Below are 24944 nucleotides of genomic sequence, written 5' to 3'. Positions count from 1 at the left end.
CAACAACCAGCAGTACTCTGGTTATCCCCAGATCAATTTTTTTTAAGGCTTCTTTTATATGGGCATTTTCATTAATCAGATAGTTGTCCAGATTTACTTCTTTATCCATCCATGTCCCCTCTTAATTACAGCATACCGAGCAAATTTATTTATAAAATTCCAGGATACTTTCAGCTACCCTGCGCATATCATTTATATTATATCTGGAATCTATAGGTATAGATATAATGCTCGGAAAAAGTTCATGCGTCAACCCCGGTACTCCGGGCCAAAAAACCGGAAGATATATTTGCCTGTCAAACAACCATTTTCTCAACTCATCTCTTTTATTTACCTTTAAGTTGAAGAAGCTATAAAAATCAGTGTCTGCTCCAGTGCATTTAAGAGTCAAAATTTTCTCCAGTTCGGAATAATTTTCTGCGCGAATTTTTTCTTCTTCGTTTAAATTTTTAAAAAACTGATATGTAAGAGACAGGCTTCTGGAAGAAATCTGATAAATCTCGGTTTGACGGTTTAAAGCATCTTCAGCTTCCTGAGACAGCTTAAAAACCTCCTGGTCCTGAGAAAAGTCCTGATTTTGCAGCATCTCAAACTTGGCGTTTTTCGCTTCATATTTCAGGCCAACAAAAGGAGCTTCTGTTTTATTGATAAGCGAATCATTGAGAGAAACTGTAGAGCGAAGCAGGCTGCCATCCGCGATACAGGAAATTTTTCTCAAACTGTTAAATCCGATCCAGTCAGTTAAGTTTTTCGGTTTCTCAAAATGTGGTGAAAAAACATGGTCGGCAATAAAAAATTTATTATCAAGATTTATCTGTTCCAGGTTTGTATGTTTGTTTCCAAAATAATGAATTACATAAATGGCATCAAAATCTTTATTCCGGATGCTGGACAGGTTTATGGTCAAATCGGTTCCTACATTATAAAAATCATAGGCGACATTTTCCTGATTAAGCACTTCAATTATTGTAGGGCAGATAAAATCAGGTACCAGAAACTTTTTATCTTTGAAACCGCTGCGTAAAATCAGTCTTAATGATGACCTTCCCGAATCTGTTAAATAGCTGTATTCATTCCCCTGTTTTAAAGCATATTCTCCGCCGAACATATTAGACTTTAACTTTCATTGACTGATAATTTCTTTAATCAGCAAAAAACTTTCCGCGTAAGTGACATCTGACTGACTGCCCCGCAGTAGCGCCAGACTTCTGATATTGGTCTCACTTCTGGGAAAAGGATGAGACGAAATTTCAGTTTTATATAAATTTACAATTTCCAGCTTTTTTTCCATAAACGGCGTTATATCTATCCAGACATTGGGCGAAAAAGCCTGATTAAACACCGCGTAATCCGTCTCGGACAAAATTTCCATGGCCATTACTCTTTTAATAAACGGGAAACGGAAAGTTTTGGTGCAAGCCAGGACCGCCTCAAAAACAATTTTATGATCCGTATGCACATCATTTTCAAAAGGCAGAATTATTGTGTCAGGCTCTACTTCCCTGAATACCTGTGATATTTTTTCTACCAGCTGCGACCGGGGAAAGACATCCAGTCCTGCAGGCTTCAAACGCAGATTGAAAAATTTCTCAACCTGATATTGAGCCGCCACTGCGTTGATTGTCGCGTCCCAGGTCACTATCTCTTCATTTTTATAACCGTATTCTTCCAGCATATCCGTTATATTCAGCCAAAAAATCTTAGCGCCAGTCTGTTTGAACCTGAGCAGTGTGCCACCAGCGCCGAGAGTCTCGTCATCAGGGTGCGGAGAAATCACCAAAATTTTTTCTAACATAACTTCCTCTTTATATACCAGTTTTTATCGTCCTGATTTACTGATAATAATACATCTTTTATTTTTTCAGCGGTATGACCGTCGCCAAAATAATATTGAATATCTTTTAAGGATTCCCTGTAAGTCTGGTCAAAACAGGCTTTTTCTATAGCCTGTACGATCTGCTCCTTATTGTATTCGACAAATTCCACATTGCCTGCATTGATACGCCCCAGTTGCCTGTGTCCTATATTTACCACAGGCAGTTTATAGAACGGGGCTTCCACCAGCCCCATGCTGGAATTACCCACCAGGCACCTGGCCTGTCGCAGTACATTAATAAAAATATGACGGGGCAAAGTTTTAAAAAATTTTATTGATGCCGACTCCTGATATTGGTCAATCATTCGCACCATCTCGCCGGCGCCAGGATCGGTATTCGGGTATATTCCCACAGCTTTCATGTCATGTTTTGCGCAAAATTCTGCACAGATTTCCAGTGCAATTTTCATCTGATAGGCGCTGGATTCTTTTTCCGAAGAAAGCGGATGTTTGAGAATTACCAAGTATTTTCCGGGCTGAATATCAAATTGAAGAAAATCACGTACAACTTCCTCAGCAATCAGAGGAACCTGCCGAATATTATCCAGTGCGGGATTACCCACTGTAAAAATGCGGAACTGTTCCTCTCCGATATTTTTAATATTATCAGCATACTGCTGAATAATGGGTAAATGTATATGCGCCAGCTTGGATACAGCAAAACGCACAGGATCATCGGCATTGCCGTAAACCGTATCGCCTCCGCCCGCGTGCACTACAAGTTTTTGCTGATAATTACCCACAATGGCTGCGGCCAGGCTTTCCTCGCGGTCACCATCCACATAAATAAAATCAGGATTTTCACGCTCCACAGTTTGTGACAACCCTCCGACCAAAAGGCCTACAGCTTTGGCGCGCTGGGTCAGACGATCAGTAACGAAAAGGCTGTCGATCCTGTCGGCAATCTCAAAACCGTCCTGAATAATAGTATCAACTGTTTTCCCATGCCAGGTGGAAAGATGGGCACCGCAGACCGCAACCTTTACGCTGAATTCATCATGGTCACGAAGCGTCTTTAAAACCGGATAAATAATATCATATTCGGAACGGATACCTGTTACTGCCAGTACTTTCTTTTTGCTCATTTATATAACTCTTTCCAGACTGCCATTAGCATTTATGTAATTATTCGCGTTTGTACAATCATTAAATAACAAATCGATAATAGATAAATCCGCTATAAACCCCTGTTTATCCCAGAGCTGAGAATAAGGGACATAGTTAAATTTATAAACAAAAACTTTTATCCCCGCTTTTTTGAACTTTTCCAGGTCCATATAATCCAGCGCTCCTTTGCCGCTGAGGTATTCAGTATCTCCCTGTTTTTTAATTATTTCAATAACCAGGTCATCTTTGGCACATTGCAATTCCATGGTGGACGACTCAACCATCGGCACTTGTATGCTTAATAAAGAAAAAACTTCTTTGATTAACAGTTTGTTTATTTCGTGCAGGTTTCTGACATTTTTCTTTAAAACAGGTTCGAGTCCGGGAAACACTTCGTTAAAATTAAGGCTTTTGTGATAGTTCATATCCAGCGTTTTTATAAGCTTTTCGTAAACATTTGGTCCGGCTATTTCCACCTCATTTATGGCCATACCCAGCTTGACACTTACTGGCAAAGTGATCCATTGGCCGCCCTGGGAGGTTTTTATCATATTGCGGTTTTGCACTCCGTTTTTTTGATACTGCACATGGTCCAGGACCACAAAAACATCGCTCTTTATAATTTTATAAAAATACGGTACCCAGGGAAGAAATTGCGACTGATGAATGCTGATCATTGTTTGATTGCCTTAATTAATTCTTCCGCTATATATTGTGCATCAATTGCTTTGATCAGCGCGTGCATGGGCAAACAAAAATGTGTTTTAGCCAAAGCTTCACTGCGCGGTAAAAAACCTTCGGTAATCCCATAAAGATTTTTAAATACAGGCTGTAAATGCAGCAGAGGGTCGTAGGGAAAATCTATTTTTATACCTTTTTCCAGCAATTTAGTGCGCAGGGTTTCCCTGTCCAAGCCCGATGATTTGAGAAAAACCACAAATCTCCAGTAAGCGTGCCGGATGGTTTCCGGATAATACTGAAAACCCAGGACACCTTCCTGTTCCAAAGGTTTTAAGACCTCACGGAAAATTTGAGCTACTTTGTTTCGCTGGGCTACAAATTCCTCCAGCCTTTTCAGCTGATACAGACCGAGTATGGCTTGCATTTCAGACATTCTGCGATTGCTTCCAATGTTTAGGAAAATCTCATGCCCGGCCTCCACATCCAGTCCTCTGTTCCTCATACTGCTGGTCAGCAAGGCTAATTTGTCATCATTGGTTGTGAGCATGCCACCTTCACCAGTGGTCATAATCTTGGTGGAATAAAAAGAAAAACAGCCGAAATCACCGATATTACCGGAACAGTTATCTCCTATTTTCGCGCCGTGGGCATGCGCTGCGTCTTCTATCAGAATAATATTTTTGCTGCGCAGATATTCCCTGATCTGCATAATATCAGGATGAATCAGCCCGGCGAAATGAACTATGATCACTGCTTTGGTTTTAGCTGATATTTTATTTTTGAGGTCCTCAAAATCCAGTAAAAAATTATTATCTACTTCGCAAAAAATTACCCTTGCCTGATTAATGATGGCAACACACGAACCGGTAGCGATAAAGGTTTGTACCGGAACAATTACTTCGTCTCCCGGCCCAACCCCGATCGCTCTGAGCGAAATTTCCAATGCCGAGGTACAGGAATTGGTTACAACAGCGTGTTTAACACCTGTTGCCTGCGCGAACTCTTTCTCGAAACTTTTTACATTTTCACCCATGGTGAGCATACCCTGACCGGAAAGAATAAACCTGAATTTTACTAATATTTCTTCAATGTCTTCTTCAGGAAAATAAGGGAAAGCCAAATTATAAACCATGATTCATCTCCCGCAAATAAGCATCAATACCTTCTTCTATGGTTAACGGCTGAAATTTCAGTTGTGCTTCCGCTTTGGAAATATCCAGTAAAATATCGACATCTGGGGATGTTTTTTTGTCTACAGGGATAAGCGCTCCCTGGCAATTCATTTTATAATAAATATTTCTGGCAATATCCAGCATGCTTGATGAATTTTTACTTCCAGCCATAAAAATCTCAAACGCTCCAAGATTATTTTGTTCGGTAATAATATTTAATAATACCTGCACTGCAGGCTCAATGTACAGTAAATTTCTAAGCCTTTTACCCTCCCCATATATTTCCAAATTTTTGTTTTCCAGAGCAGCCCGGTAATAAGTATAAATCAGGCCTCCATCATGATTTTTTCCGAAAAGTGAAGGGAAACGGACTAAAATACCTTTGGTCGCGGTATTTTGCAGTTCAGTTTCAATCAGCCTTTCAGCCATATATTTGGTTATTCCGTAATAGGAAGCAGGAACGCAGGCAGAACCTTCGTTCATTATCTGGCCCGGTGCTATTTTATCGACTACTGAAGTGGTGGAAGTGTAAGCCAGAAAAGGCACATTTTTTTGTTTGCAAAATTCCAAAACTTTAAGGGTTGATGAAACATTGCCCTGATAATAATCATTAAAACTATAGGCAACTGAAGGCTGTAACGAAGCCAGATGAAAAACACCATCCACCTGCTGGTTTATTATCTCAAGGCCTTGTCCCAGATCAAGCTGATAAAATGAAAATTCAGGATTGCTCAAGTCCGCGTCAGTCAAAAAACCTTTTGGTTTGCGGGCTATTCCCAGCACTTTTTGGCCTTGTTCCAGCAATTTGCTGACCAGTCTGCTTCCTAAAAATCCTGTGCAACCGGTTACCAGAAAAGTCTGCATGCCTATGTTCGCGGTTTTTCTAAAACTACAAAATACCTGCTGCTGACATTTTTATCCAGAACAGAAATATCTTTTATCAGGTGGCACCACTTAATCTGAAAGGCTGATGCTTTAACCAAATCCCGGATCTTCGAAAAATTGTAATAACATTGCACTGTGCCCTGCTCATGGGTGGTTTCAACAATCTCTTCCTGGGCAAACTCCCGGTAATGCTCTGAATCATCGCCGCTGATAAGCGTAAAAAAAGCAAACCGGCTGGTAATGCGATTTATTTCCCTCATGTTTTGCAGGGCGATTTCAAAACTCATGCTGTCCAGAACCGAATCGCAGACAAGTACATCAAAATAATTATCGGCAAAAGGAAGAGTAACGCCATCTACGACCTGAAAGTGCACAGCCGATTCAGGAATACCGCGGCTTTTTGCCAGGTCCTGCGCTGTTTCCACAGCCTTGGCGGAAATATCTACTCCATAAGCCTCAATTCCGAACTCATGCATTAATAAAGTGTTGCTGCCTATACCACAGCCCAGGTCTAACCCCCTGACGGTCTTGGAGAAATCAAGTTTGTCTGCAAATTCTTTCGGCCCGATTTTTTTTCTGATAAAACGGTTTAAAAATTTTACTACTTCTTCTTTGGGGAAAAAAATATGATTCTCATATCTGGTATAACTTTCTTCCCATTTATCTTTATAAATCTGCATATTTATCCCCACCTTTTTATCTATACTCTTGGCAAAATGGCTTGCGGTGTTGTTGCTTTCGATCGACTACAACTCGCCGTACTATCAGTACTGTCTCTTCGTAGCCAATCTCTGCGTCTAACCGCAATTCCATTTTGCGTCGAGTAAAAACGCAAAATAATTTAGTTTAAGTATATCTTATAGTATTTTTAATGTTTTTACAGTATCTTCCCCATAAAAATTAAAGTTCGATCATCTCATCCTTATGATATTCTTTCCGTGCAATTTGGCCTATAACCTTGTCCCATTGCAGAGGGCTGATACCTGTTCCGGGCCTTTTAATTGTTAAATTTTGCGCTGTATAAATTTCGCCGGCCTTTATCTCCTGTCCGGCTACAATACTTTTGCGGGCAATGGCTACATTCTTCATTTCCGAAGCCGAAACTTTTTTCTGCCCGTCACCCAGCGCCATTTCGATATTACGGATTGCCTTTACCATGGCTTGCAATTCCTGGGGCTCAAGAGAAGCTTTATGGTCCGGCCCCTCCATGGTCCTGGATAGAGTGAAATGTTTTTCTATGACCGCTGCTCCCAGGGCAGCCGCGGCAATAGGTACTTCTATGCCCAGAGTATGGTCTGAATATCCTGCTTTTACCCCTAATGTATCTTTGATGCTGACCATAGCCAGAAGATTTACGTCCTGCATAGGTGTTGGGTATTCGGTATTGGCGTGCAAAACAGTTATTTGCTGTTTATCAAGTCCGGCCGTAACCAGCGTATCCAGGGCTATGGCTATTACCTCCATAGTGCCCATGCCAGTAGAGATAATCACATCCTTTTTGTAGGAAGCAATTTTTCTCAGGAACATGATATTGGTCAAATCCCCGGAACTGATTTTAAAAATACTTTGCAAAGAGTTCAGAAAATCAGCGCTTTCCAGCTCATCGGGAGTAGACATGAACATAACTCCGCGTTCGTCGCAGTAGCTTTTCAAAGCGCTGAAATCAGCATAGGAAAGTTCCAGCTTTTTTAACATTTCAAATTGGGAATTGCGCTGTCCTGTATTTTGCACCTGATAATCAGCCATTTCTGCCTCAGGAGTTACCAGCAGTTCTGTTTTCCAGGTTTGAAATTTTACAGCGTCCACGCCTGCCTGCGCTGCGACATCAATCAATTTCCTGGCCAGATCGATATTGCCGTTATGATTTACTCCGGCTTCAGCGATAATAAAAACCATGACTCACCCCTTAATTAATAACCTTCATTTCGAACGCAGTCGAGAAATCTGCGTGTTAATAAAATTCAGATCCCTCCACTACGGTCTGGATGACATGATCCCAATCTGTATTTTAAAAAATATTTACGTTCATCCCCCGGATTTTGTTCTTTCCACATATTAACATACTCATTATATTTTTGTTGATTATAGACCTTGCCACCAAGATAAAAATCCCGTGTCAGTCCGGAAAACTTTTGTTTGAACCTGAGTAAAGGATCAGCCGGATCATTGGTCCTGCCGCCACCCAGCAAAAAAACGCTACAACCTTTTTCCTTGCCCAGGTCAAAGGCAGTATCCAGCATCAGATAATTGGCGTTCAGGTGCAGACCATCCTCGGTATTAGCAGACAAATGATAATGCGCTATTTCCTGGCCGAACATAAAAAAGCCCATGGCCACTGTAGTCGCTTCCTGTTTTACTTCCAGCAGAATTACGTTTTTATTGCTCACTAAAGACCGATAATAATTTTCATCGAAATAGTAAAAATCAGAAGCCTTGTTGCGGTCCATAGTCTGATTATAAATCTGTCTGAATTTATCAATATCAGTGCTTTGTAAAACGAAAAGTTGCTCCTGAGCCCTGCGCAGCAAATTGCGCGCTGTGGAACTATAGCCGCTCCAGCGGATATCTTTTTCTAGAGTTAAATCCACAATGACCACATGTCTGTCCGGTGCGCATAAATCCAGCAGGCTGCCAAATTTTACCGCGAAATCATTAAAAGGATGAAACCTGATAAACTCGGCAATAATGCTTTCTGCCAAACACTTTTCCCGGTATGCCGAAAGCGCACTGTTTATAAAATCCACATCAGCAGTATTCGTTAAAAAACCCCCATAACCGTAAGGTGTTTCCAGATCATAATAGTTCTCAGTTAAACTTACCGAACCGATATTTCGAATCGGTCTTTTTATGGCGATATTCAGAAAAAAATCCTGTCCCCGCTCATACAAAAACTCAAATCTTTGATTGTCAGCGCTTTCATATAGACGGGTATATTCACTCTGGTAGTAAACATCATTGCGTAAATTCATGTCAGGTCTTATGCAGCTCAATTGCCCATTCTTTAATAGCTTTTCCGTTCATCAGGTTGCGGTCATAACGTTCGATATTAACAATCTTATTTTGTGGCAGCTTATATAGTTTTTCTATATCATCATAGGTGGTATAGCGGGTAAAGCCCATTTGTGCCATAGGACCTTCAATAGGAACAAAAGCGTGATAATCTATCTCCTGACCTTCTATTCCCCAGGTGCCGTCGGCAAAAGTCTGGCTAAAAAAAAGTCCCCCAGGTTTTAATTTTTGGAAAGCAAGCTCTATGATCTGCCTGCTTTTAGTGAAAGAGTTACAATAAAGGCTTTCCATATCAATAACTGCATCAAAAAAATTGTCTTCAAAAGGAATACTTGAATAATCGCCGGCAATTATCTGCCCTATCCGCGCTGCGAGCCCTTCTTCGGTGAAACGTTCTATTGACTGTTTTACAGCTGAAGGCGATCCTTCTATACCATAAACCTTAAAGCCTTCCCTGGCCAGATACCACAAATGCGCGCCGGGACCTGAGCCCAGTTCCAGTATGCGCGAATTATTTCTGTCTTTATCACGGAAAAAACTGACTATGGTCCGGATCAGCGGAACAGCGGGATATTTACCCCATTGTCTTTGCGAAAAAATACCTTCCCAAACGCTTAAGTTATCTTCCATAACCATTATTATATAGGAGGTTTAAATCTATTAATATATTTATACTAAAAAAACTGTTTGATAATCCTGCAAACCTCTGAAATATTTTCCTCGCTATTTACAGTGGAACCGGGCAGACATAGCCCATGTTCGAAAAGTTCATAAGTATTGGGCAGCTCAGTCCTTTTATAGGATTTGTAAGGCGCAAACTCTGTAATCGGATAAAAATTACGGCGGCTGGGAACGCCTTTCTCTTTTAACTTTTGCTGGATATCAGCGGAGGAGCGCTCCTTAAATTTAATAGCCGTAAACCAGCAGGAACTCTGGCAGTCATTTTCCATAGCTTGAAATTCAATTCCAGAAATACTACTCAATTCATTAAAATATATTTCACGGAATCGCCTTTTCTTCTGTAAAAAAGTTTCCAATCTGGAGAGTTGGGCCAGGCCTAGCGCGGCTTCAATATTGGTCAGGCGGTAATTATAACCGATTTCCGGATGATAATAACCTCTGGTTTCATCGCGGGCCTGATTTACCAGAAATTTGATATGGTTAAGTTTTTGCTGATCATTACCGACGATCATGCCGCCGCCGCCGGTAGTAAGAATTTTATTGCCGTTAAAACTGAAACAACCCCAATGTCCCAGTGTGCCTGTATAGCGACCTTTATATTTAGCTCCAGCGCTTTCCGTGGCATCTTCAATTACCAGCAGATTATTGCGCATGGCAATGTCCATTATGGCAGCCATATTGCAGGGATTACCATATAAGTGTACGGGAATTATGGCTTTTGTTTTGGGCGTTGTTGCTGCCTCAATAGCCTCGGGACTGAGGTCCCAGGTGGCAGGATCAACGTCCGCGAATACCGGGGTTGCCCCAACATAAACCACAGGATTTACTGTAGCTACAAAAGTTAGTGCCGGTACAATCACTTCATCTCCCGGACCGATTTTTTCCTCAACCATTGCCATGTGCAGGGCAGCTGTACCGCTTTGCGTGCCTACAGCTTTTGGCAGCCCAAGAAACCTGGCGAAACTATCTTCAAACTCACTGACAAACGGACCGATGGTAGAAACATAAGTAGAATCTACAGCTTTACAAAGATACTCCTTTTCCAGCTCGCCGACGTTCGGGGTATCTAAATGAATGTTCATAGGTTATAAATATCAGGCTTATATAAACTTAAATTATCTTTATTTCTGAACCATTCAATGGTTTCTTTAAGTCCTTGTTCCAGTGTATATTTGCATCTCCAGGAGGTCAGGCCGATTATTTTTTCATTGTTGCCCAGCAAGCGTTCAACTTCGCTGTTTTCAGGTCGAACCCTTACGTCATCGGATATAATTTTTACCTCGGGATTTATTAAGCTTATCAGTAAAACAGCCAAATCTTTGATAGCGATTTCCTGTCCTGTAGATATATTTATCTCCTGACCTATAATATTATCGGTTTTAGCGATTTCTACAAAACCCTCAGCAGTGTCCTTCACATACACCAGATCCCGTGTGGGATGCAGCGAGCCCAGCTTTATCTCGGTCTTGCCAGCCAAAAGCTGGGTTATAATCGTTGGTATAACAGCCCGGGCAGATTGCCTTGGGCCGAATGTATTAAAAGGCCTGACAATAACTACCGGCAAATTGAAACTTCTATAAAATGCATCAGCCATAGCATCGGCCGCTATTTTAGTAGCGGAATATGGCGATTGGCCCTGACGCGGATGTTTTTCATCGATAGGTACATATAAAGCCGTGCCATAAACCTCTGAGGTGGAAGTAACCAAAACTTTCTGCACGTTCAGGTCCCGGCAAGCCTGCAAGATATTCAGTGTCCCCTTGATATTGGTATCCACATAGCTGTCCGGCGAATGATAGCTGAAAGGAATGGCAATAAGCGCGGCCAGATGGAAAACTACATCAATGCCTTTTATGGCCTCTCTGACACCATTGGGATCGCGAATGTCACCCGTAAAAACTTCAATTTGCTCCAATTGCTCTTTGGTAAAATTATCCAGCCAGCCCCAGCGATTAAAAGAATTATAATAAACAAAAGCCTTTACCTGACAGCCTTCAGCAAGCAGCCTTTCCACCAGATGGCTGCCTATAAAACCATCAGCTCCTGTTACCAATACTTTTTTATTTTTAATTTCCATTACAGGTATCCGGAATATTGCTCTTTAATTCTTTTTATAACATCCGTTAATTCACGCACAAACACTTCCATACCTTCTTTTATAGCGCTGAATAAAAGAATAGCCTTGTTTTTCATATCCACCATAATATCCTTTTCCGAGTAATCTTTAGTATTAACATTGCTCAGATATCTGTAAAGATAATAACTAGCCGGATTATTTTCACCGACATAATTTATTTCTTTGGTATAAGTATTCATTAAAATATCAATCCTGTTATTGATAGAGTTCATCAGACTGATAATATCCCTCTGTTGACTGGCATCCGGTTTTTCCAGTGCTGTCAAAACGTTAAATTTTTCAATATCATCAAGCCCTTCGGAGGCCAGATTATGTATGAGTTGATAACGTGTAACTATTTCCTCAAATTTCTCAACACGTTCTTTTAAATGTTCAAAATCATAATCCCTGATTTTGGGCAGATTGATATCCTTTGTTTCCAGTCGGTTATTTTTTATAAATTTCTCATAGGTCTCTGTCAAAGGAATATGTTGTGCACCTTCAATGTAAGCGCCGCCCTCAGTACTGTTTATAACAGTAAATTTTCTGGCCTTGATAAGCCTTTCCAGATATTGCAGATACACAAAAAACTGCTTGGTGGTTGGCACCTTCTCCTTGTTATAACCTTTAATCCATTCCAGTGGATGAATTATATTACTATCCTGACCGAATTTTTCAAACAGAAAATGGTCTTGACCGTTATATTGAATAATTTTGACTCCACCCGAATATGAAGCTCCCTCAACGTGTGTCAAACCCTCAAAAGCCAAATCCTGTCCCAATAAAATTATCTCTGAAGCACCCATTCGTGCAGCCAGCTGTATAGACATGAAAGCTACGGTCATTGACCCGCCTATCTTGGTATCCTCAGGAATATTAATCCCCAGTGTCTCCAGAAAAAAATTCAGATAACTTTTGATGTTGGAAGAAGAAGTTGCCAGAATATAATTGGAGCCCATATTTTGCATAATACCGTAATAACAGGACATCTCAATGGCAATGGTCAGCTCGGTCAAATCGATATCTTTCAGATAAATCTCTATCTCTGAACTCATATCCAATATAGTTATCAAATCCGGTTTTATGCCATGTTTAAGTAATGGTTTTAAAACAGCAGCGACAGCAATAATATAAACTTCATTCTGAATAGTTTTCAAAAATTCTATGTTCTTACCCAGAGACGGGCCGGCAGCAACGCAAACCACAGGTTTACCTTGCAATTTATCCTTTAAAATACTTATATCCGGATATTTTATAAACTTATCCAGACTTCTTAAGTCATTCACAAACAACATGTCACCAAGCAACATGGAGGTCGACAGGTTGGTCTGTTCCGAAAGCGCTGCTTCGGGAATGGACTTAAGAACTCTGTCCAATAAAGGTTTAGCGACAATATTGAAAGGATAATAAACAAAAATTTTCAGACCGTTGGAAGTAAAATTAACGCTAACCAAATTTATAAACAGGTTCATATCCAGTTTGTCGTCATCATTAAAGGCCAGAGGTTTAAAAGCATCGAGCTTAAACAATTCTGTAAAATCATGGTAATGCAGAAGTGTATAAAAAAAATCTGCCGAAGGAAAAATTACGAACACATGTTTATACCAGTAAAACTTCTGGAAAAAATGCTCCAGCAAATAAGGGTCAAGGGCAAATACCGTACCGAATGTATACTTTTCTATCTGTTCTTTATTGTTTTCATATTGCGAGACAATTATATCTTTTGCGGCCGTAGATGGATTATGCAAACCCGTAAGACATATTTCCATATCATTTGTTTTATATTTATAAGCCGCTTTACCCGAATCGGACTCATAGCATATAAGGTTTTCATCAAAGGTTGAATTTCCGAACAAATTCTTTATCTGCGGTTTACATTTATCTATACTTTCCTTGTTTTTTTTATATAACTCTACGTCTTTTTGAATAGTATTCATTATTCCCCAATTAACTGATCAAAATTTTTCAAATCGTTCAAAATGAATTCATGAAGAAGCACCCAATCATGTTTTTCAAGTGTATATTTTACACCCAGTAACAAAGTCTGAAATTTATTAATTATTTCCATTTTGTTTTCAATGGTTGATATTTTTTCCATTAACTGTTTTTGGAACTGCTCAAACTTGTCGATAACATTAACAATTGCCTGTTTGTCGTCAATATTATAAACCAGTATCGAAGAGGTATTTAAGATGTCTTTGTATTGGTCTGACATATTCAATTACATAATACGTGTCACTCAAAAAAAGTCAATGAAATCCGGTCTTTTTTAGCAGGCGATAGAGAAGCTTTCGGCAGTCTCATCACCATCTTTAACAGGCTCTGTTTCTATCTGTGCCTGCAATCTGTTTACGGCGTTTTTTTTGTTTTCACTTGTAACTGCTTCAGACCAGGTTTCCCTGAGGTCTTTAAGCATGATTATTACTTCTTTTACATGCTCGGGATTATTTTCAATATTCGCTTCCATTAAACGTCTCTGCATATATGTGTATAGCGAGAACAACCTGTCAGATATTTCTTTGTATTCAAAATTTAAGGACACCTGCAATTCTGTCAGAATGGCATAAGCCTTATTGATATTATAAGTTTTTGTTTCCAGATTGGTATGATAATCCAGATTATCCAGCCTTTTCAAAAAATTTATAGCGCCATCATAAAGCATTACGACCAGTTTCCCGGCAGATGCCGACATCACCTCATTTTCCAGATATGTTGAAAAGCTCATAAAATTCCCCCCACCTATTAATTATTATAATTCCAGTTAGCATTGATGCTGGTCATTTGATTATTAAATGTTGTGCTTGTATTTTTCATCTGGGCCATCAATTCTTCTAACTTGGTATATTGTTTTCTTAATTGATCTTCCTCGATGGTTAGCCTTTCCTCCATACTGGAAATTTCATCATCAAGTACGGTTTCATTATTATCAATCCCGTCCAGAGCAGAACTTATGGGACCTGTGCCAGCACTGGTCATCTTTGACAAAGAAAGGTCGGCCGCACCAGCAAGACCGGAAGACTCAAAGGCCTGGACATCCAAAAGTTTGGCTTTAGAGCCTGTTCCCTGAATATTATTCAAACGTATTTTATCTGTAACCAAACCATAAGGAAAATAAACCGAAAGGTCCTTCAGGGTATTGCCGGAAACAGATGTATAGGTATTCCATACACCGTTATTCCAATATTGAATATCAAAATTTTGTAAAACATCGCTGGAAGTTGTATTTACGCCGTAAATTTTCAAACTGGTCAATTCTTTTCTGCTTCCGAAATCAAGAGTGTAATTACCACCGTTATCAGCCTGCCAACCGGTACTCCCGCTGGCAAAATCAGCCACTTTAGTGTTTCCGTCTTTAGCTCCGTTATCGGTCCAGGGAGCGTCCGCTCCGCTGGAAGAAGCGGTAGCTGTAAGCGCCACATTATTCTGGAAAGTAAAAAAATCTTTTACATCAGATATATTTTCAGATAATGCTGCTCTTAAGGTAGTCTCATTTAAAGTCAACTGACCATCAAGGCCCATGGTAATTCCAACCTGGCCGATAGACTTAACATCTCCGGAAACTGCACTCACATCCTTATTTACAAGGCTATAGACTTCCTGCTGGATCATCATCAGGGTGGTATCGGCGAATAACGGACCGTCAGCGGAAGTTGTATCCGTATTATATTTCAACTGGTCATAGATCAATGATAAAGTTTTATTAAACTTTGTAACAAAATCCTTTGTAGCTGTAACTATTGAATCGGCATCATTAGCAACTGATAACGTTACAGGAGTATTACCTGTAACTTGCTTCAAGGTTATAGTCACTCCCGGGATAAATGATTGCGCTTGATTAGTAGAACTTGTACTGAAAACCGCATTTTCAGCCGTTGAACTGCCCATTACCATTACTGCATCATTGGCATCCACGGATGTATTCAGATTTAATGAGCTTATATCCGTATCCAGTACCATCCTGCCAATACGTCCGCTTTTTGTGCTGGACAGGATCAAACGGTAAGGGCTTGTGGAACCATCATTTACAATTGAAGCTTTTATATTCGTATTCAAAGCGTTAATTGCGTCTTTAATATCGTCCAGGGTAAAAGCAGAGGTAACACTTATTGATTTTTCAAAAGTGCCATCAATGGTTGTTCCGCTGGTACTGCCGAGTATACCCAGGTCTTTAGCGGTATTACCATTATTCAACTCCGCTACAACAAGATTCCCGCTACCGCCACTGGTATCTGTAAGCAGTATTCCGTCCCCGGTAGAATTTATGGTTGCCTCCACATTCGACACACTTTTAAAATTATTAATTGCTGACATAACATCATTGATTGTTTTTATCGAACCGGAATTAGAAAGGTCTATCTGAAAAAGACTTCCGTTTTTATTGGTTATAGTGATCGTCCCCAGCCTAACCCCTGCACCCTGGTTCATCTTGCTCAAAGAAACATTGTTACCGATATATTTAAACTCCAGATCCGAACCTTTGAGCTTGTAATCACTGGAAGAACCCAGAATTCCTAAAGATGCAGCTGTTGTACTGCTGTCTTCTGATACTGTAAAATTACTGGAATTTAAAGAATATAATTCCAGTCCGTTTTTAGCTGTGTTGTATCTGGCCGCGACACTGGTAACGCCGCTTTGAGCATTAATAGCGTCCAGCACATCTGAAAGTGATACGGCGGAAGAAATATCGATTGTTGTAGCCCCGATGTTAAAAGATGAACCTGTTATACCTGCCCCGCCATTCAAATTTTTTAGCAGGACAGAATTCATGCTGGCAAGCAGATGATCACCGTCACCTGTAGAGGTTAAATTTAAAATGCCCAGGTCAGACGCACTGGAAAAGCCATTTTCGCTTACTGTAAAAGCGCCGCTACTATCTAAATGTATGCTCTTGCCATCCGCGCTCATACTTGCTGTTACATCAGTACCAGCCGCATTAATGGCATCAATAACATTCTTCATGGTGTTAACAGAGGTCAGGCTAACGATAGTGTCTCCATGAACACCATCATTAATAATAAAAGATTTTTTTGTTATTCCCAGGCCATCATTTAAAATATTTATGCTGGTGTTACCTGTCAGATAAGAGATATTACTTCCGGTAATGGTATTAGCGGCTACATTCTGCTTAATGCCCAAATCCAACGCTGTAGTGCTGTTATTTACTTCCTCAATTTTCAAATTAGAGGTGCTGGCTCCGGTATTATCTGTTATTTTCAGACCATCACCGGCGCTATTTAAGGAAGCTGTCACATCCAAACCCGAGTTGTTAATGGCATTTACAACATCATCTATATACATAGCCATAGATAAATCTATATTAGCGGAAACACCTGCACGATTAGTTATTTTAATACTACCTCTGGTTACGCCGTTGCCTCCGTTCAAACTATTAAGATCTGTTTTCTTTTGCACATCTCCGTCACCGAGCTCTAGTGTTATCGTTCCGGCACCGACTGTAGTAGTATCATGATCATTAAATCCGGTAGAGCTTATCTGGTGAGCCGAAGCCAACTGGGAAACGTAAAAAGTATAGTCACCTGCTACAGCGGTCGTTCCGGCGGTCGCGCTTAAAATATCCTGATTGGAAACAGTTGATATTTTTGTATCGAAGGTAGAAGTTTTAGATAAATTATAAGCTGAAAGTTGCAGGGTCAAAAGATTCGAGGATATTGTGCCCCAGGCGTCTTTTTTATTTTCCTCGGCTTCCCTTTTAGCAGTAAGATTATCTACCTGAGCATGTTTTATGCTCATCAGGCCTTTAATTATAGTTTCAGTATCCAGACCGGATGCTAAACCGCTTATGCTGCTAACGCTACCGGTAGAACTACTTACGCTGCTCGTAGCCATAGATTCCCCCTGTTTCTAAAACACCCTATTAATATAGTATCTCTAATTTTGCCTGCGTCAATATTTTGCTTAAAAAAGTCTTTATCAATTTTAGGCTTATTGATGAGTATACAGATATTATTTATAATAATATTTTTACCTCTTCTATATTGTCGGTAGAAAATACAAAAAGTTTAATTACGGAAAGTTTTTTTTAACTTTGTCTGTCAAAAAGAATACCGTCAATTGCCTGTTTTATACGTGCGGAAAGGTCCACCATTTCTTTAGCCGGTATTTGTTTTATTACATTACCTGAATTTTTATCAATTACTTCTACAATTAAAGTGTTGGTATCTTTATCAAAAACAAAACTTATAGAACAATTCAGCGAAGTTAAATATTCATTGCTGGATTCGATTATTTTTTTCAGATTATCCTGGGAAGGTTTTCCGGCTTCTATCTGTTTCAATGCTTCCTGCGGGTCGAATACTGGACTTTGTTCTGCGGCTTTGACTTTAATAACCGGTGCGCTATCCGGTATTTTCACATTCGCTGGCAGATTATTAGCGGTAAAATTTGTATCAATTGAATTTATTGTCATTTTTTCCACCCCTTAATGGGATAGGGCTGGCTTTAAAAAGCCAGCCCTATAAATAGCTGCAAATCAGTTATTATTTCAATAACTGCAGTACTGACTGAGGAAGCTGGTTAGCTTGAGCTAACATCGCTGTACCTGCCTGTACCAATATCTGATTCTTGGTGAATTCCATCATTTCCTGTGCCATATCTACGTCTCTTACGCGAGATTCAGATGCTGTCAGGTTTTCTTTGGTTACACCAAGGTTGTTGATGGTGGTTTCCAGAGTATATTTCTGGAATGCGCCTAAGTTTGCTCTCTGTGTTGAAACATCATTAATAGCGTCATCAATGATGGCTACAGCACTGGAAGCATTGGTGGCAAGAGCGAAACCTGCTCCTGCTTTTACATCATCCAGCCCGTTAGCATTACCTAACGCTGCTACTACACCGATCTTTGTACTTCTCATATCACCTATAGAATATGAAACAACGTCTGTGCTGGCTGCATTGTCTGTTAAAGAAAATTTCAACGCGCCGGTTACTATGGATAATGCGCCGGTAATTGTTGAATGGTTAGAAGCCAGTGTTACGCTTGTTCCACTCCATGAGCTTGCAGAAGAACCATATAATACAAGTCCGCTACCTGTTACGATATCGCCGCCGAAGCTACCTGCTACGTCTGTTCCCAGGTTGCTGGTATTGACGTCTGCTGCTGCGTTGATTACGTTACTGGAGATTACTACTCTCAGTTTGTAGCTGTCACCGAATCCACAAGCCCATATGTTCAGGTCTGTAGTACCGTTACCTGATGCATATATACCTGTGTTGGCGCTGTCAGCGTTGATCAATGAGGCAATTGCCGCACCGTTACTACCTACTGTTGAACCAACTGCATATGTACCAATGGTCCTGGCTACGCCGCCGCTTTCTACCCATACTGCCAGTGTACCGTTTGCGCAAGCTGCGATAGCAGTAGTTGCATATGTGGCTTGTAAAGCTACTGTGGTTATATTGATATCTACTGTACCTGATGCGCCTACCTGTCCTACTACTATTGCGCCCATTTTGCTGGCCTGAGCTGTTTTCTTGTCGATAGAAGTACCTGCGCTACCATCTAACAGGTTCTTACCTGCATATTTGGTAGTGGTAGCTATTCTCTGCATAGAATCGATAGCTTTATCAACAGCTGTTTGGTCTGCTGCGATTGAGTTGGTATCGTTGGCACCGGTGTTGGCTGCGTGTACTGCCAATGTTCTGATGCTGTTTAACATGTTGTTCATTTCTGTTAACGCACCTTCAGCGGTTTGTACCATCGATATTGCGTCGGAAGAATTCTTAACTGCTTGATCGAGTCCGGATATCTGAGCTCTTAATTGTTCAGATATTAAAAGTCCTGCCGGGTCATCGGCACCGCGGTTAATTCTATAACCGGATGACAGTTTCTCCAATGATTTTGTCAGGAAGGAGTTTGATACCCCTAAGTTTCTCCATGCATTTAACGCTGCTACGTTATGATTGATTTGTAAACCCATTTTTATTTCCTCCTTGTTTTCTTTTTGTTTCGTCCGTGAAACAAACCCCGCACCGCACGTTTACCTTTTTACCTTCTCACCCCCCCTTAAATAACCAATTCCATAGTGATACTGTTGCCTGTAATAATATTGTCGGTAAGCCTGCAAAAAACTTTAGGGAAACTTGTATCGATTTTTTTTGTTGTATCTTCTTAAGCTGAGTGTAAGGTGCATTCTGTCATGCTTCGTCCCGACTACGCTAAAGCTTCGGCGCGGCAAGCAAGCTCAGCATGACAGAATCGTTGTATCACCCTGAGCCTGACGAAGGGTGTCCACAATGTTACTTTATTTCTACTTCTACAAACTTTGCACTTATCTTATATTCTTTATCTTTAACAAACGGAATTTTTCTGACAATCTTTTTATAAATTTCCAGCTGCTTTTCATCTTTTTCCTCACCTGTTTTGAAATCAATAATTGTTATTTCTTTCTTCTTTTCGTCTATCATCAAACGATCCATACGGTACTCGTAATCACCGTCATATAAAGTTATTTCCGTAAATACCTTATCTGCTGACGCGAAGAGCTCGGAATGATCAGCGATAAATTTCTCTAACTGTCCAAAAAGATTAGTTCTTTCAATATAAGGATAGAACTGACCGTACCCGGAAAAAATGAATTTTTGAGCTGCTATCATTTCTTCGGTTTTATTCCACTTAATATGGGACAGATACTCGTGCACAATATTGCCCAGTTGCTGTTTCAGGATATACTGTTCTCCGGCGAACAAAACCTTTTTCTCAATTTCACTGACAGGCATGGGGGCCGGTCCCGCAATCTGAAAAAAATGTTTGATATATGCAAGGTCTGACTTTGATGCGTCTCGCTTCTCATCTTTTGCCGGCGGTTTTGTCATCTTTCCATAGCACAACGGGCACTCGCTGATTTCTGCCAGTGAACCTACATTATTCAGACCGGTCAAACCTGTATTGACGGCGAATAGCGCTTCTTTGAATAAAAAATAAAGGTCATCCGATTTTTTCCGTTCCAAACTTTTCAAAGCTTCGATATCTTTCAGGCTTCTTCTTAATAAGACTTCCAAAAAAAGGTTCTTTTTGGCTCTGGTCATGGCCACATAAACGTTGTTGATAATTTCAATGCAATCCTTTTCATATTGATAGGCGAGTAAGTCTTCAAAAAATGGAATGTTTTTAATCACAACCTCGTCTTCACTTAAATAATAAACAAACTGTTCCATTTCCTGAAACGAACTGTTATATCTTTTAGAGAGTTTGAGTTTTTGTTCGGACTGCGGTCTGTTGTAAACATCCCAATAAAAAAATACAGTTTCAAATTCCAATCCTTTGGCTTTATGAATGGTCATAATTTGAACAGCATTTGCCATATTCAACCCTATTTGCCTGAAATTCTCCGTATATCGATATTGTTCAATGTGCAATAAAAAATTTTGAATGTTTTTGGGTGTGTTATCCTTTCTGTTTTCAAAATCTACTGACAGATCTACAAATCTCATGATATTTTTAGCGTCACTAATGCCTGTAAAACGGTCTGCCAAACCAATAGTCGCAATCATTTGTTTCAACAAATCCGTAAATCGTTGTTCATTATCAAGATGAGATAACCATATCTGCACCTGCCTGACCACAAGGTTTACACAATATTGTTCGAGATCGTGTTTTTTGTCTTTCTCAGCTTTTTCATAAATAACCAGCAGTTTTTTAAACTCCTCGCCGGGTAGTCGTATTAAGTCAGACCTTAAAAATGCGAAGAGATAAAAAATATCTTTATAAACCATGAACCTCAAGAGGTAAATAAGAGGTCTTATAGCCGGATAATCCAGAATGGAGGTTGCGCTTTCTGTAAGACAATTGATACCTGCCTCTGTAAAATATTCGGCGAGCCTGCTCATTTCACTGTTTTTGCGGACCAGCACAGCAGTTTCCGACGGCCTTATATAGTCCTCTGTAATGAGTTTTTTTATTTTTTCGGTCAAATTTCTCATGCAAGTATCTTCGTCGTCTATGTTGCTGACTTTTTGTACAACGATTTCCACATAACCCTGCTCAGCTTTTTTATGGGTCTGAATATTATTATACGGCCATTTGAAAAACCGATACGTATTCAGGTGCTGTGATACACTGGAAAAGTAACGGTTCACAAAATCATTTACTTCAGGAGCGCTTCTGTATGATGTGCCTAAGATCATAACTTTATCCAGGCCAAGAATTTCAGGAAGATGAGCCAAAAGCCCCTGCTCTCCTTCACGCCAGCCATATATTGCCTGTTTTTCATCGCCTACGCAAATCACACCGCCGGGCTGGGTTTCATCCGAAATATTTTCTTTTATCAAGGGGGCCAGCACCTTCCATTGCAAGATACTGGTGTCCTGAAATTCGTCTACCAGCACGTAGCGAATGCGGCTGCTGAGCAGTTCATAAAAATGGTTAAGTACTGTATAGGTCTGATTGTCTATAAAGGATAGTTCCGGAGAGTACAAATATTTGCAGGTATAATAAAGAATATCCTGATGCGTAAATTTTTTTTCATTAAATTTGATTTTGTCATATTCGCTGCAAATTATATCAGCCACTTTTAATAACTGCTTTTCATAGGGCAGAATTCTATCCATATATAAATAATTGGCCAGTTCTTTTTTGAAAAGGCTATATTTTTCTTCCAATTCCAAGTGTTTGTCCTTTACGGAACGTATTTTCCAGAAATAATCTTCTTCCAGCAGTTTGGTCCTGTTTTTATCAATGAGACGCAAGAACCTGTCTGCTGTTTGTTCAACAGAATATTCCTTAATAAATTGCCAGCCGGCTTTGAGCTGTTCTGTCCAGTCGGGCAGCAACGCGGCAAGACTACCCAAAATTTCATCCCACTGGCTTTTCAGCGCTTCAGTACTGACAGCGGTTATTTGCTGCAATTTGTCGGGCGCGCTGCTTTCCAGGGTCCATCTGCCCTGAACAATAACTTTAATAAATTTGGTGTAAGCCCTGATATCTTTTGGCTTGGCACTATAAAACAAATGTTTTTTAAATTCTTTCCAGTACTCTTTATCTCTTAAAATATTAGCCAGGACTTTCTCATAAATTTCTTCATTCAGCTGTTCATCTATCATTTGGAAGGAGTATATGTTCAGATATGTGACGATCATCTGGCTGAAGATGCTTTGAATAAAACTGTCTATGGTATAAATTTTCAGCTTGTGTTTATTTAACAGAATATCCCTGTACACTTTCTGAAAACTCTCCTTGCCCGGATGCTTGTTCCCGGATAGAGCGCCACTTACAGAAGCGGCCAACGCTCTGTTTTCAGTGGTTTCCCGCCCGGACAGGTATTCGTTATATAACCTGAGGAAATCGAAAATCCTGCTCCTGATTTCTCCGGTAGCTTTACGGGTAAAAGTAATAACCAGAATATCTTCAAAATTTACCCCCTGCACAAGCAGCGCTAAAAATTCCAGTGATAACTGGTATGTTTTGCCTGTTCCGGCGCTGGCTTTAATAACTTTTTTTATCATAATTAATCACTTTCCCTACACAATTCTTTAAAGGGACAATACAAACAATTGCTCTTTCTTTTTGCTTTGGCGTAGTGTTTACTCTCCAGTAATTCCTGAATACATTTCACCATTTCTTCAGCTTGCAATTTAGTCTCACCATATTGAACAGCCTTATTATCAATAACATTGTAAAAAATTTTATCCCTGACCCGAAAATTCTTTTTTTGGGGATTTAATAAATAATAGAACAGTTCATAAAAATCCAGCTGTTCCTGCGACATGGTATTGCCTGTTTTATAATCGATAATAATAGCCTCTTCACCTTCCAGTTCCAGTCGCAAATCCGCTCTGGCCTTGATATAAACTAAAAACTCCTTGTTCTCCGCCATGGTCTTGGCCAACCTGACAAGTTGTTTGTCCTCATCGCCGGCCACTGTTTTTTCGGGTATCAAAGCGGTTATTTGCCTGTTCCGAAGCTTGTCTGGTAAAAATTTGCTAAAAAAATAGTCAATAGAATCCAAAAGCAACGGCGCCAATATCTCCCGCAAATAAGGCTCCCGATAAACATCATTAATAAAATTGCGATATTTAACAAATATTCTGTTCAACAGGTCTTTGATACTTTTTTGTTGCTTTTGATAAAGCTCGCCGATATCTATGACTCCTTTATTCAGGTCTGCTTCAAGTTGACTGCTTATAAGCGACATCAATTCATGCGCTATATTACCGATAACAGTTGCCTGGACTTTTTCATTTTTTTTATAATCCCGGATATTTACCAGCCTTACTTTTTGCTGCAGATAATATTGGAACGGACATTGAGCAAGCAGATTAAAGGCAGTGTAACTTAAGGCCAGAGAATTATCCGGGAATTCATCCATACTTAAAGGTAAATCATCCTTCAGGCCTGCCTTAGCATCAAGGCTGCAAGGCTGTGTAGAGAGGCTACAATTTTGTAGGAATAAACGGTAAACTTCCTCATTAAATATTGTTTCTTTTTCTCTGATCTTCTCTGGAAGATATAAACGCAGTTCTTCTATAAAAGAACTTAAGATCATGTTCTTTTCTTTGTTTTCTATACCGAACAAATATGCTTTCTCCGCGCATAAAATCAGTCTGAAAAAATAATATTTTTCTCTCAAAACAACATCATCATAATTTTTCAACCCCAGTAGCTTGCGTTGTTTTTCCGTAAATAAAAACTGTTGTTTTTTTGCGGAAGGAACATAACCTTCAGACAAGTTCAAAAAAAGTACATGCTGATAATTCATATTCCTGGAGTCATCCGGACCATCTATTAAAATCCTGTCTGTATGTTTGTCTTCCAGGTTGTAACGTACACATTGATTAGACAAACGCTCCAAAAAAAGTGTAAAAATTATTGATGGGTCGACAATAAACTCCGTTAACTGTTCCATCTCCAGAAATATTGTATAAAAAACTTGCAAGACCTGATCATAATGCGTAGAGGTAAGTTGCTGCAGATCAATATTTTTTATAAAATCCTGCAAACTTTTTAGGTCCGCGCAATGTATTATCTTTTTAAAATCATCCTGAAAAAGCCGGCAATCGATGCTTTTGACCTCAATGTACTTTAAGCCCAGGACCAGACCGTCTTCTATCGCCTTTATTACTTCCTGCCCGTATTTATAATATTTCCGGAATGTTTCGTTATTTAAAATCTCATGCAGGTCTTCCGTAGCCATCAGACCGTTTTTTTGCTGGTCCTTAAGAATGCCCCAGCAGTAAAAAAACTGATAAAAAGGTGTAAGCGAAAACGGGGCCATGCCTGATATCTCAAAAACCTGACGGTTCAAATATTGCGGATATGGGGAATCATAAAAATCAATATCAATTATATTGCTGATTTCCGGGTGCTCTTTTAAAACATTAAGCGCAGAGGTCAGTTGCAGGAACAAATCGGCAGGCTTGTAAATTTCAATACTGTTTATAGACTGCTTATTTAGCAGCAGGT

20 protein-coding genes are annotated in these 24944 nt (G+C 39.9%); all 20 read right to left on the bottom strand.

Features of this window, described 5'->3' with window-relative positions; translation table 11 throughout:
• Nucleotides 1-145 precede the first annotated feature (145 nt).
• Complete coding sequence (locus PHV30_07110) at nt 146-1108, bottom strand: hypothetical protein (GenBank protein ID MDD5456785.1); 963 nt, start codon at nt 1106-1108, stop codon at nt 146-148.
• A gap of 15 nt (nt 1109-1123) precedes the next feature.
• On the bottom strand, nt 1124-1795 hold the full coding sequence (locus PHV30_07105; GenBank protein MDD5456784.1) for a PIG-L family deacetylase: 672 nt from the start codon (nt 1793-1795) through the stop codon (nt 1124-1126).
• Entirely contained in the window at nt 1789-2961 is a 1173-nt protein-coding gene (gene neuC / locus PHV30_07100) for a UDP-N-acetylglucosamine 2-epimerase (protein MDD5456783.1), read from the bottom strand. Before neuC ends, PHV30_07105 begins: the two co-directional genes overlap by 7 nt.
• Nucleotides 2962-3660: a WbqC family protein gene (locus tag PHV30_07095; GenBank protein MDD5456782.1), complete on the bottom strand. Its 699-nt coding sequence runs from the start codon at nt 3658-3660 to the stop codon at nt 2962-2964. It abuts the gene before it with no gap.
• A complete protein-coding gene (locus PHV30_07090) occupies nt 3657-4796 on the bottom strand; it encodes a DegT/DnrJ/EryC1/StrS family aminotransferase (GenBank protein MDD5456781.1) in 1140 nt (379 codons plus the stop codon). The genes PHV30_07095 and PHV30_07090 overlap by 4 nt, the downstream gene beginning before the upstream one ends.
• Nucleotides 4786-5700: an NAD(P)-dependent oxidoreductase gene (locus PHV30_07085; protein ID MDD5456780.1), complete on the bottom strand. Its 915-nt coding sequence runs from the start codon at nt 5698-5700 to the stop codon at nt 4786-4788. Before PHV30_07085 ends, PHV30_07090 begins: the two co-directional genes overlap by 11 nt.
• Before the next feature lie 2 nt (nt 5701-5702).
• Nucleotides 5703-6401 carry a class I SAM-dependent methyltransferase gene (locus tag PHV30_07080; protein MDD5456779.1) on the bottom strand — a complete coding sequence of 233 codons (699 nt, stop codon included), beginning with the start codon at nt 6399-6401 and terminating at the stop codon, nt 5703-5705.
• Nucleotides 6402-6621: 220 nt separating this feature from the next.
• A complete protein-coding gene (gene neuB, locus PHV30_07075; GenBank protein ID MDD5456778.1) occupies nt 6622-7617 on the bottom strand; it encodes an N-acetylneuraminate synthase in 996 nt (331 codons plus the stop codon).
• Between the two features lie 65 nt (nt 7618-7682).
• Nucleotides 7683-8690, bottom strand: a complete 1008-nt coding sequence (locus PHV30_07070) for a GNAT family N-acetyltransferase (protein ID MDD5456777.1) — start codon at nt 8688-8690, stop codon at nt 7683-7685.
• A 1-nt stretch (nt 8691) separates the two neighbouring features.
• Nucleotides 8692-9360: a class I SAM-dependent methyltransferase gene (locus tag PHV30_07065; GenBank protein MDD5456776.1), complete on the bottom strand. Its 669-nt coding sequence runs from the start codon at nt 9358-9360 to the stop codon at nt 8692-8694.
• A gap of 44 nt (nt 9361-9404) precedes the next feature.
• Entirely contained in the window at nt 9405-10493 is a 1089-nt protein-coding gene (locus PHV30_07060) for a DegT/DnrJ/EryC1/StrS family aminotransferase (GenBank protein MDD5456775.1), read from the bottom strand.
• Complete coding sequence (locus tag PHV30_07055; protein ID MDD5456774.1) at nt 10490-11488, bottom strand: NAD-dependent 4,6-dehydratase LegB; 999 nt, start codon at nt 11486-11488, stop codon at nt 10490-10492. The genes PHV30_07060 and PHV30_07055 overlap by 4 nt, the downstream gene beginning before the upstream one ends.
• Nucleotides 11488-13464, bottom strand: a complete 1977-nt coding sequence (locus PHV30_07050) for a DUF115 domain-containing protein (protein MDD5456773.1) — start codon at nt 13462-13464, stop codon at nt 11488-11490. The genes PHV30_07055 and PHV30_07050 overlap by 1 nt, the downstream gene beginning before the upstream one ends.
• The gene (locus PHV30_07045; protein ID MDD5456772.1) at nt 13464-13742 is read right to left on the bottom strand and encodes a hypothetical protein; all 279 of its coding nucleotides are present in this window, start codon (nt 13740-13742) and stop codon (nt 13464-13466) included. Before PHV30_07045 ends, PHV30_07050 begins: the two co-directional genes overlap by 1 nt.
• Nucleotides 13743-13796: 54 nt before the next feature.
• Nucleotides 13797-14252 carry a flagellar export chaperone FliS gene (gene fliS / locus PHV30_07040; GenBank protein MDD5456771.1) on the bottom strand — a complete coding sequence of 152 codons (456 nt, stop codon included), beginning with the start codon at nt 14250-14252 and terminating at the stop codon, nt 13797-13799.
• Between the two features lie 17 nt (nt 14253-14269).
• Nucleotides 14270-17374 (bottom strand): flagellar filament capping protein FliD, encoded by a 3105-nt coding sequence (gene fliD, locus PHV30_07035; GenBank protein ID MDD5456770.1) that lies wholly within the window; start codon nt 17372-17374, stop codon nt 14270-14272.
• A 193-nt stretch (nt 17375-17567) separates the two neighbouring features.
• The gene (locus PHV30_07030; protein MDD5456769.1) at nt 17568-17954 is read right to left on the bottom strand and encodes a flagellar protein FlaG; all 387 of its coding nucleotides are present in this window, start codon (nt 17952-17954) and stop codon (nt 17568-17570) included.
• Nucleotides 17955-18024: 70 nt separating this feature from the next.
• On the bottom strand, nt 18025-19464 hold the full coding sequence (locus PHV30_07025; protein ID MDD5456768.1) for a flagellin: 1440 nt from the start codon (nt 19462-19464) through the stop codon (nt 18025-18027).
• Between the two features lie 319 nt (nt 19465-19783).
• On the bottom strand, nt 19784-22987 hold the full coding sequence (locus PHV30_07020; protein ID MDD5456767.1) for a UvrD-helicase domain-containing protein: 3204 nt from the start codon (nt 22985-22987) through the stop codon (nt 19784-19786).
• 2 nt (nt 22988-22989) lie between these two features.
• On the bottom strand, nt 22990-24944 hold a 1955-nt coding region (locus PHV30_07015; GenBank protein MDD5456766.1), incomplete at its 5' end, for a PD-(D/E)XK nuclease family protein.

It is taken from the genome of Candidatus Margulisiibacteriota bacterium, from assembly GCA_028715625.1.
Classification (GTDB): domain Bacteria; phylum Margulisbacteria; class Riflemargulisbacteria; order GWF2-35-9; family GWF2-35-9; genus JAQURL01.
The sequence above is the reverse complement of the archived record's forward strand: the minus strand, read 5'-3'. Positions and strand labels throughout refer to the sequence as shown.

Excerpts from the sequence above, each read along its gene's own strand:
- PHV30_07110 (MDD5456785.1), bottom strand. The coding sequence starts at position 1,108 with ATGTTCGGCGGAGAATATGCTTTAAAACAGGGGAATGAATACAGCTAT.
- PHV30_07105 (MDD5456784.1), bottom strand. The coding sequence starts at position 1,795 with ATGTTAGAAAAAATTTTGGTGATTTCTCCGCACCCTGATGACGAGACT.
- neuC (MDD5456783.1), bottom strand. The coding sequence starts at position 2,961 with ATGAGCAAAAAGAAAGTACTGGCAGTAACAGGTATCCGTTCCGAATAT.
- PHV30_07095 (MDD5456782.1), bottom strand. The coding sequence starts at position 3,660 with ATGATCAGCATTCATCAGTCGCAATTTCTTCCCTGGGTACCGTATTTT.
- PHV30_07090 (MDD5456781.1), bottom strand. The coding sequence starts at position 4,796 with ATGGTTTATAATTTGGCTTTCCCTTATTTTCCTGAAGAAGACATTGAA.
- PHV30_07085 (MDD5456780.1), bottom strand. The coding sequence starts at position 5,700 with ATGCAGACTTTTCTGGTAACCGGTTGCACAGGATTTTTAGGAAGCAGA.
- PHV30_07080 (MDD5456779.1), bottom strand. The coding sequence starts at position 6,401 with ATGCAGATTTATAAAGATAAATGGGAAGAAAGTTATACCAGATATGAG.
- neuB (MDD5456778.1), bottom strand. The coding sequence starts at position 7,617 with ATGGTTTTTATTATCGCTGAAGCCGGAGTAAATCATAACGGCAATATC.
- PHV30_07070 (MDD5456777.1), bottom strand. The coding sequence starts at position 8,690 with ATGAATTTACGCAATGATGTTTACTACCAGAGTGAATATACCCGTCTA.
- PHV30_07065 (MDD5456776.1), bottom strand. The coding sequence starts at position 9,360 with ATGGAAGATAACTTAAGCGTTTGGGAAGGTATTTTTTCGCAAAGACAA.
- PHV30_07060 (MDD5456775.1), bottom strand. The coding sequence starts at position 10,493 with ATGAACATTCATTTAGATACCCCGAACGTCGGCGAGCTGGAAAAGGAG.
- PHV30_07055 (MDD5456774.1), bottom strand. The coding sequence starts at position 11,488 with ATGGAAATTAAAAATAAAAAAGTATTGGTAACAGGAGCTGATGGTTTT.
- PHV30_07050 (MDD5456773.1), bottom strand. The coding sequence starts at position 13,464 with ATGAATACTATTCAAAAAGACGTAGAGTTATATAAAAAAAACAAGGAA.
- PHV30_07045 (MDD5456772.1), bottom strand. The coding sequence starts at position 13,742 with ATGTCAGACCAATACAAAGACATCTTAAATACCTCTTCGATACTGGTT.
- fliS (MDD5456771.1), bottom strand. The coding sequence starts at position 14,252 with ATGAGCTTTTCAACATATCTGGAAAATGAGGTGATGTCGGCATCTGCC.
- fliD (MDD5456770.1), bottom strand. The coding sequence starts at position 17,374 with ATGGCTACGAGCAGCGTAAGTAGTTCTACCGGTAGCGTTAGCAGCATA.
- PHV30_07030 (MDD5456769.1), bottom strand. The coding sequence starts at position 17,954 with ATGACAATAAATTCAATTGATACAAATTTTACCGCTAATAATCTGCCA.
- PHV30_07025 (MDD5456768.1), bottom strand. The coding sequence starts at position 19,464 with ATGGGTTTACAAATCAATCATAACGTAGCAGCGTTAAATGCATGGAGA.
- PHV30_07020 (MDD5456767.1), bottom strand. The coding sequence starts at position 22,987 with ATGATAAAAAAAGTTATTAAAGCCAGCGCCGGAACAGGCAAAACATAC.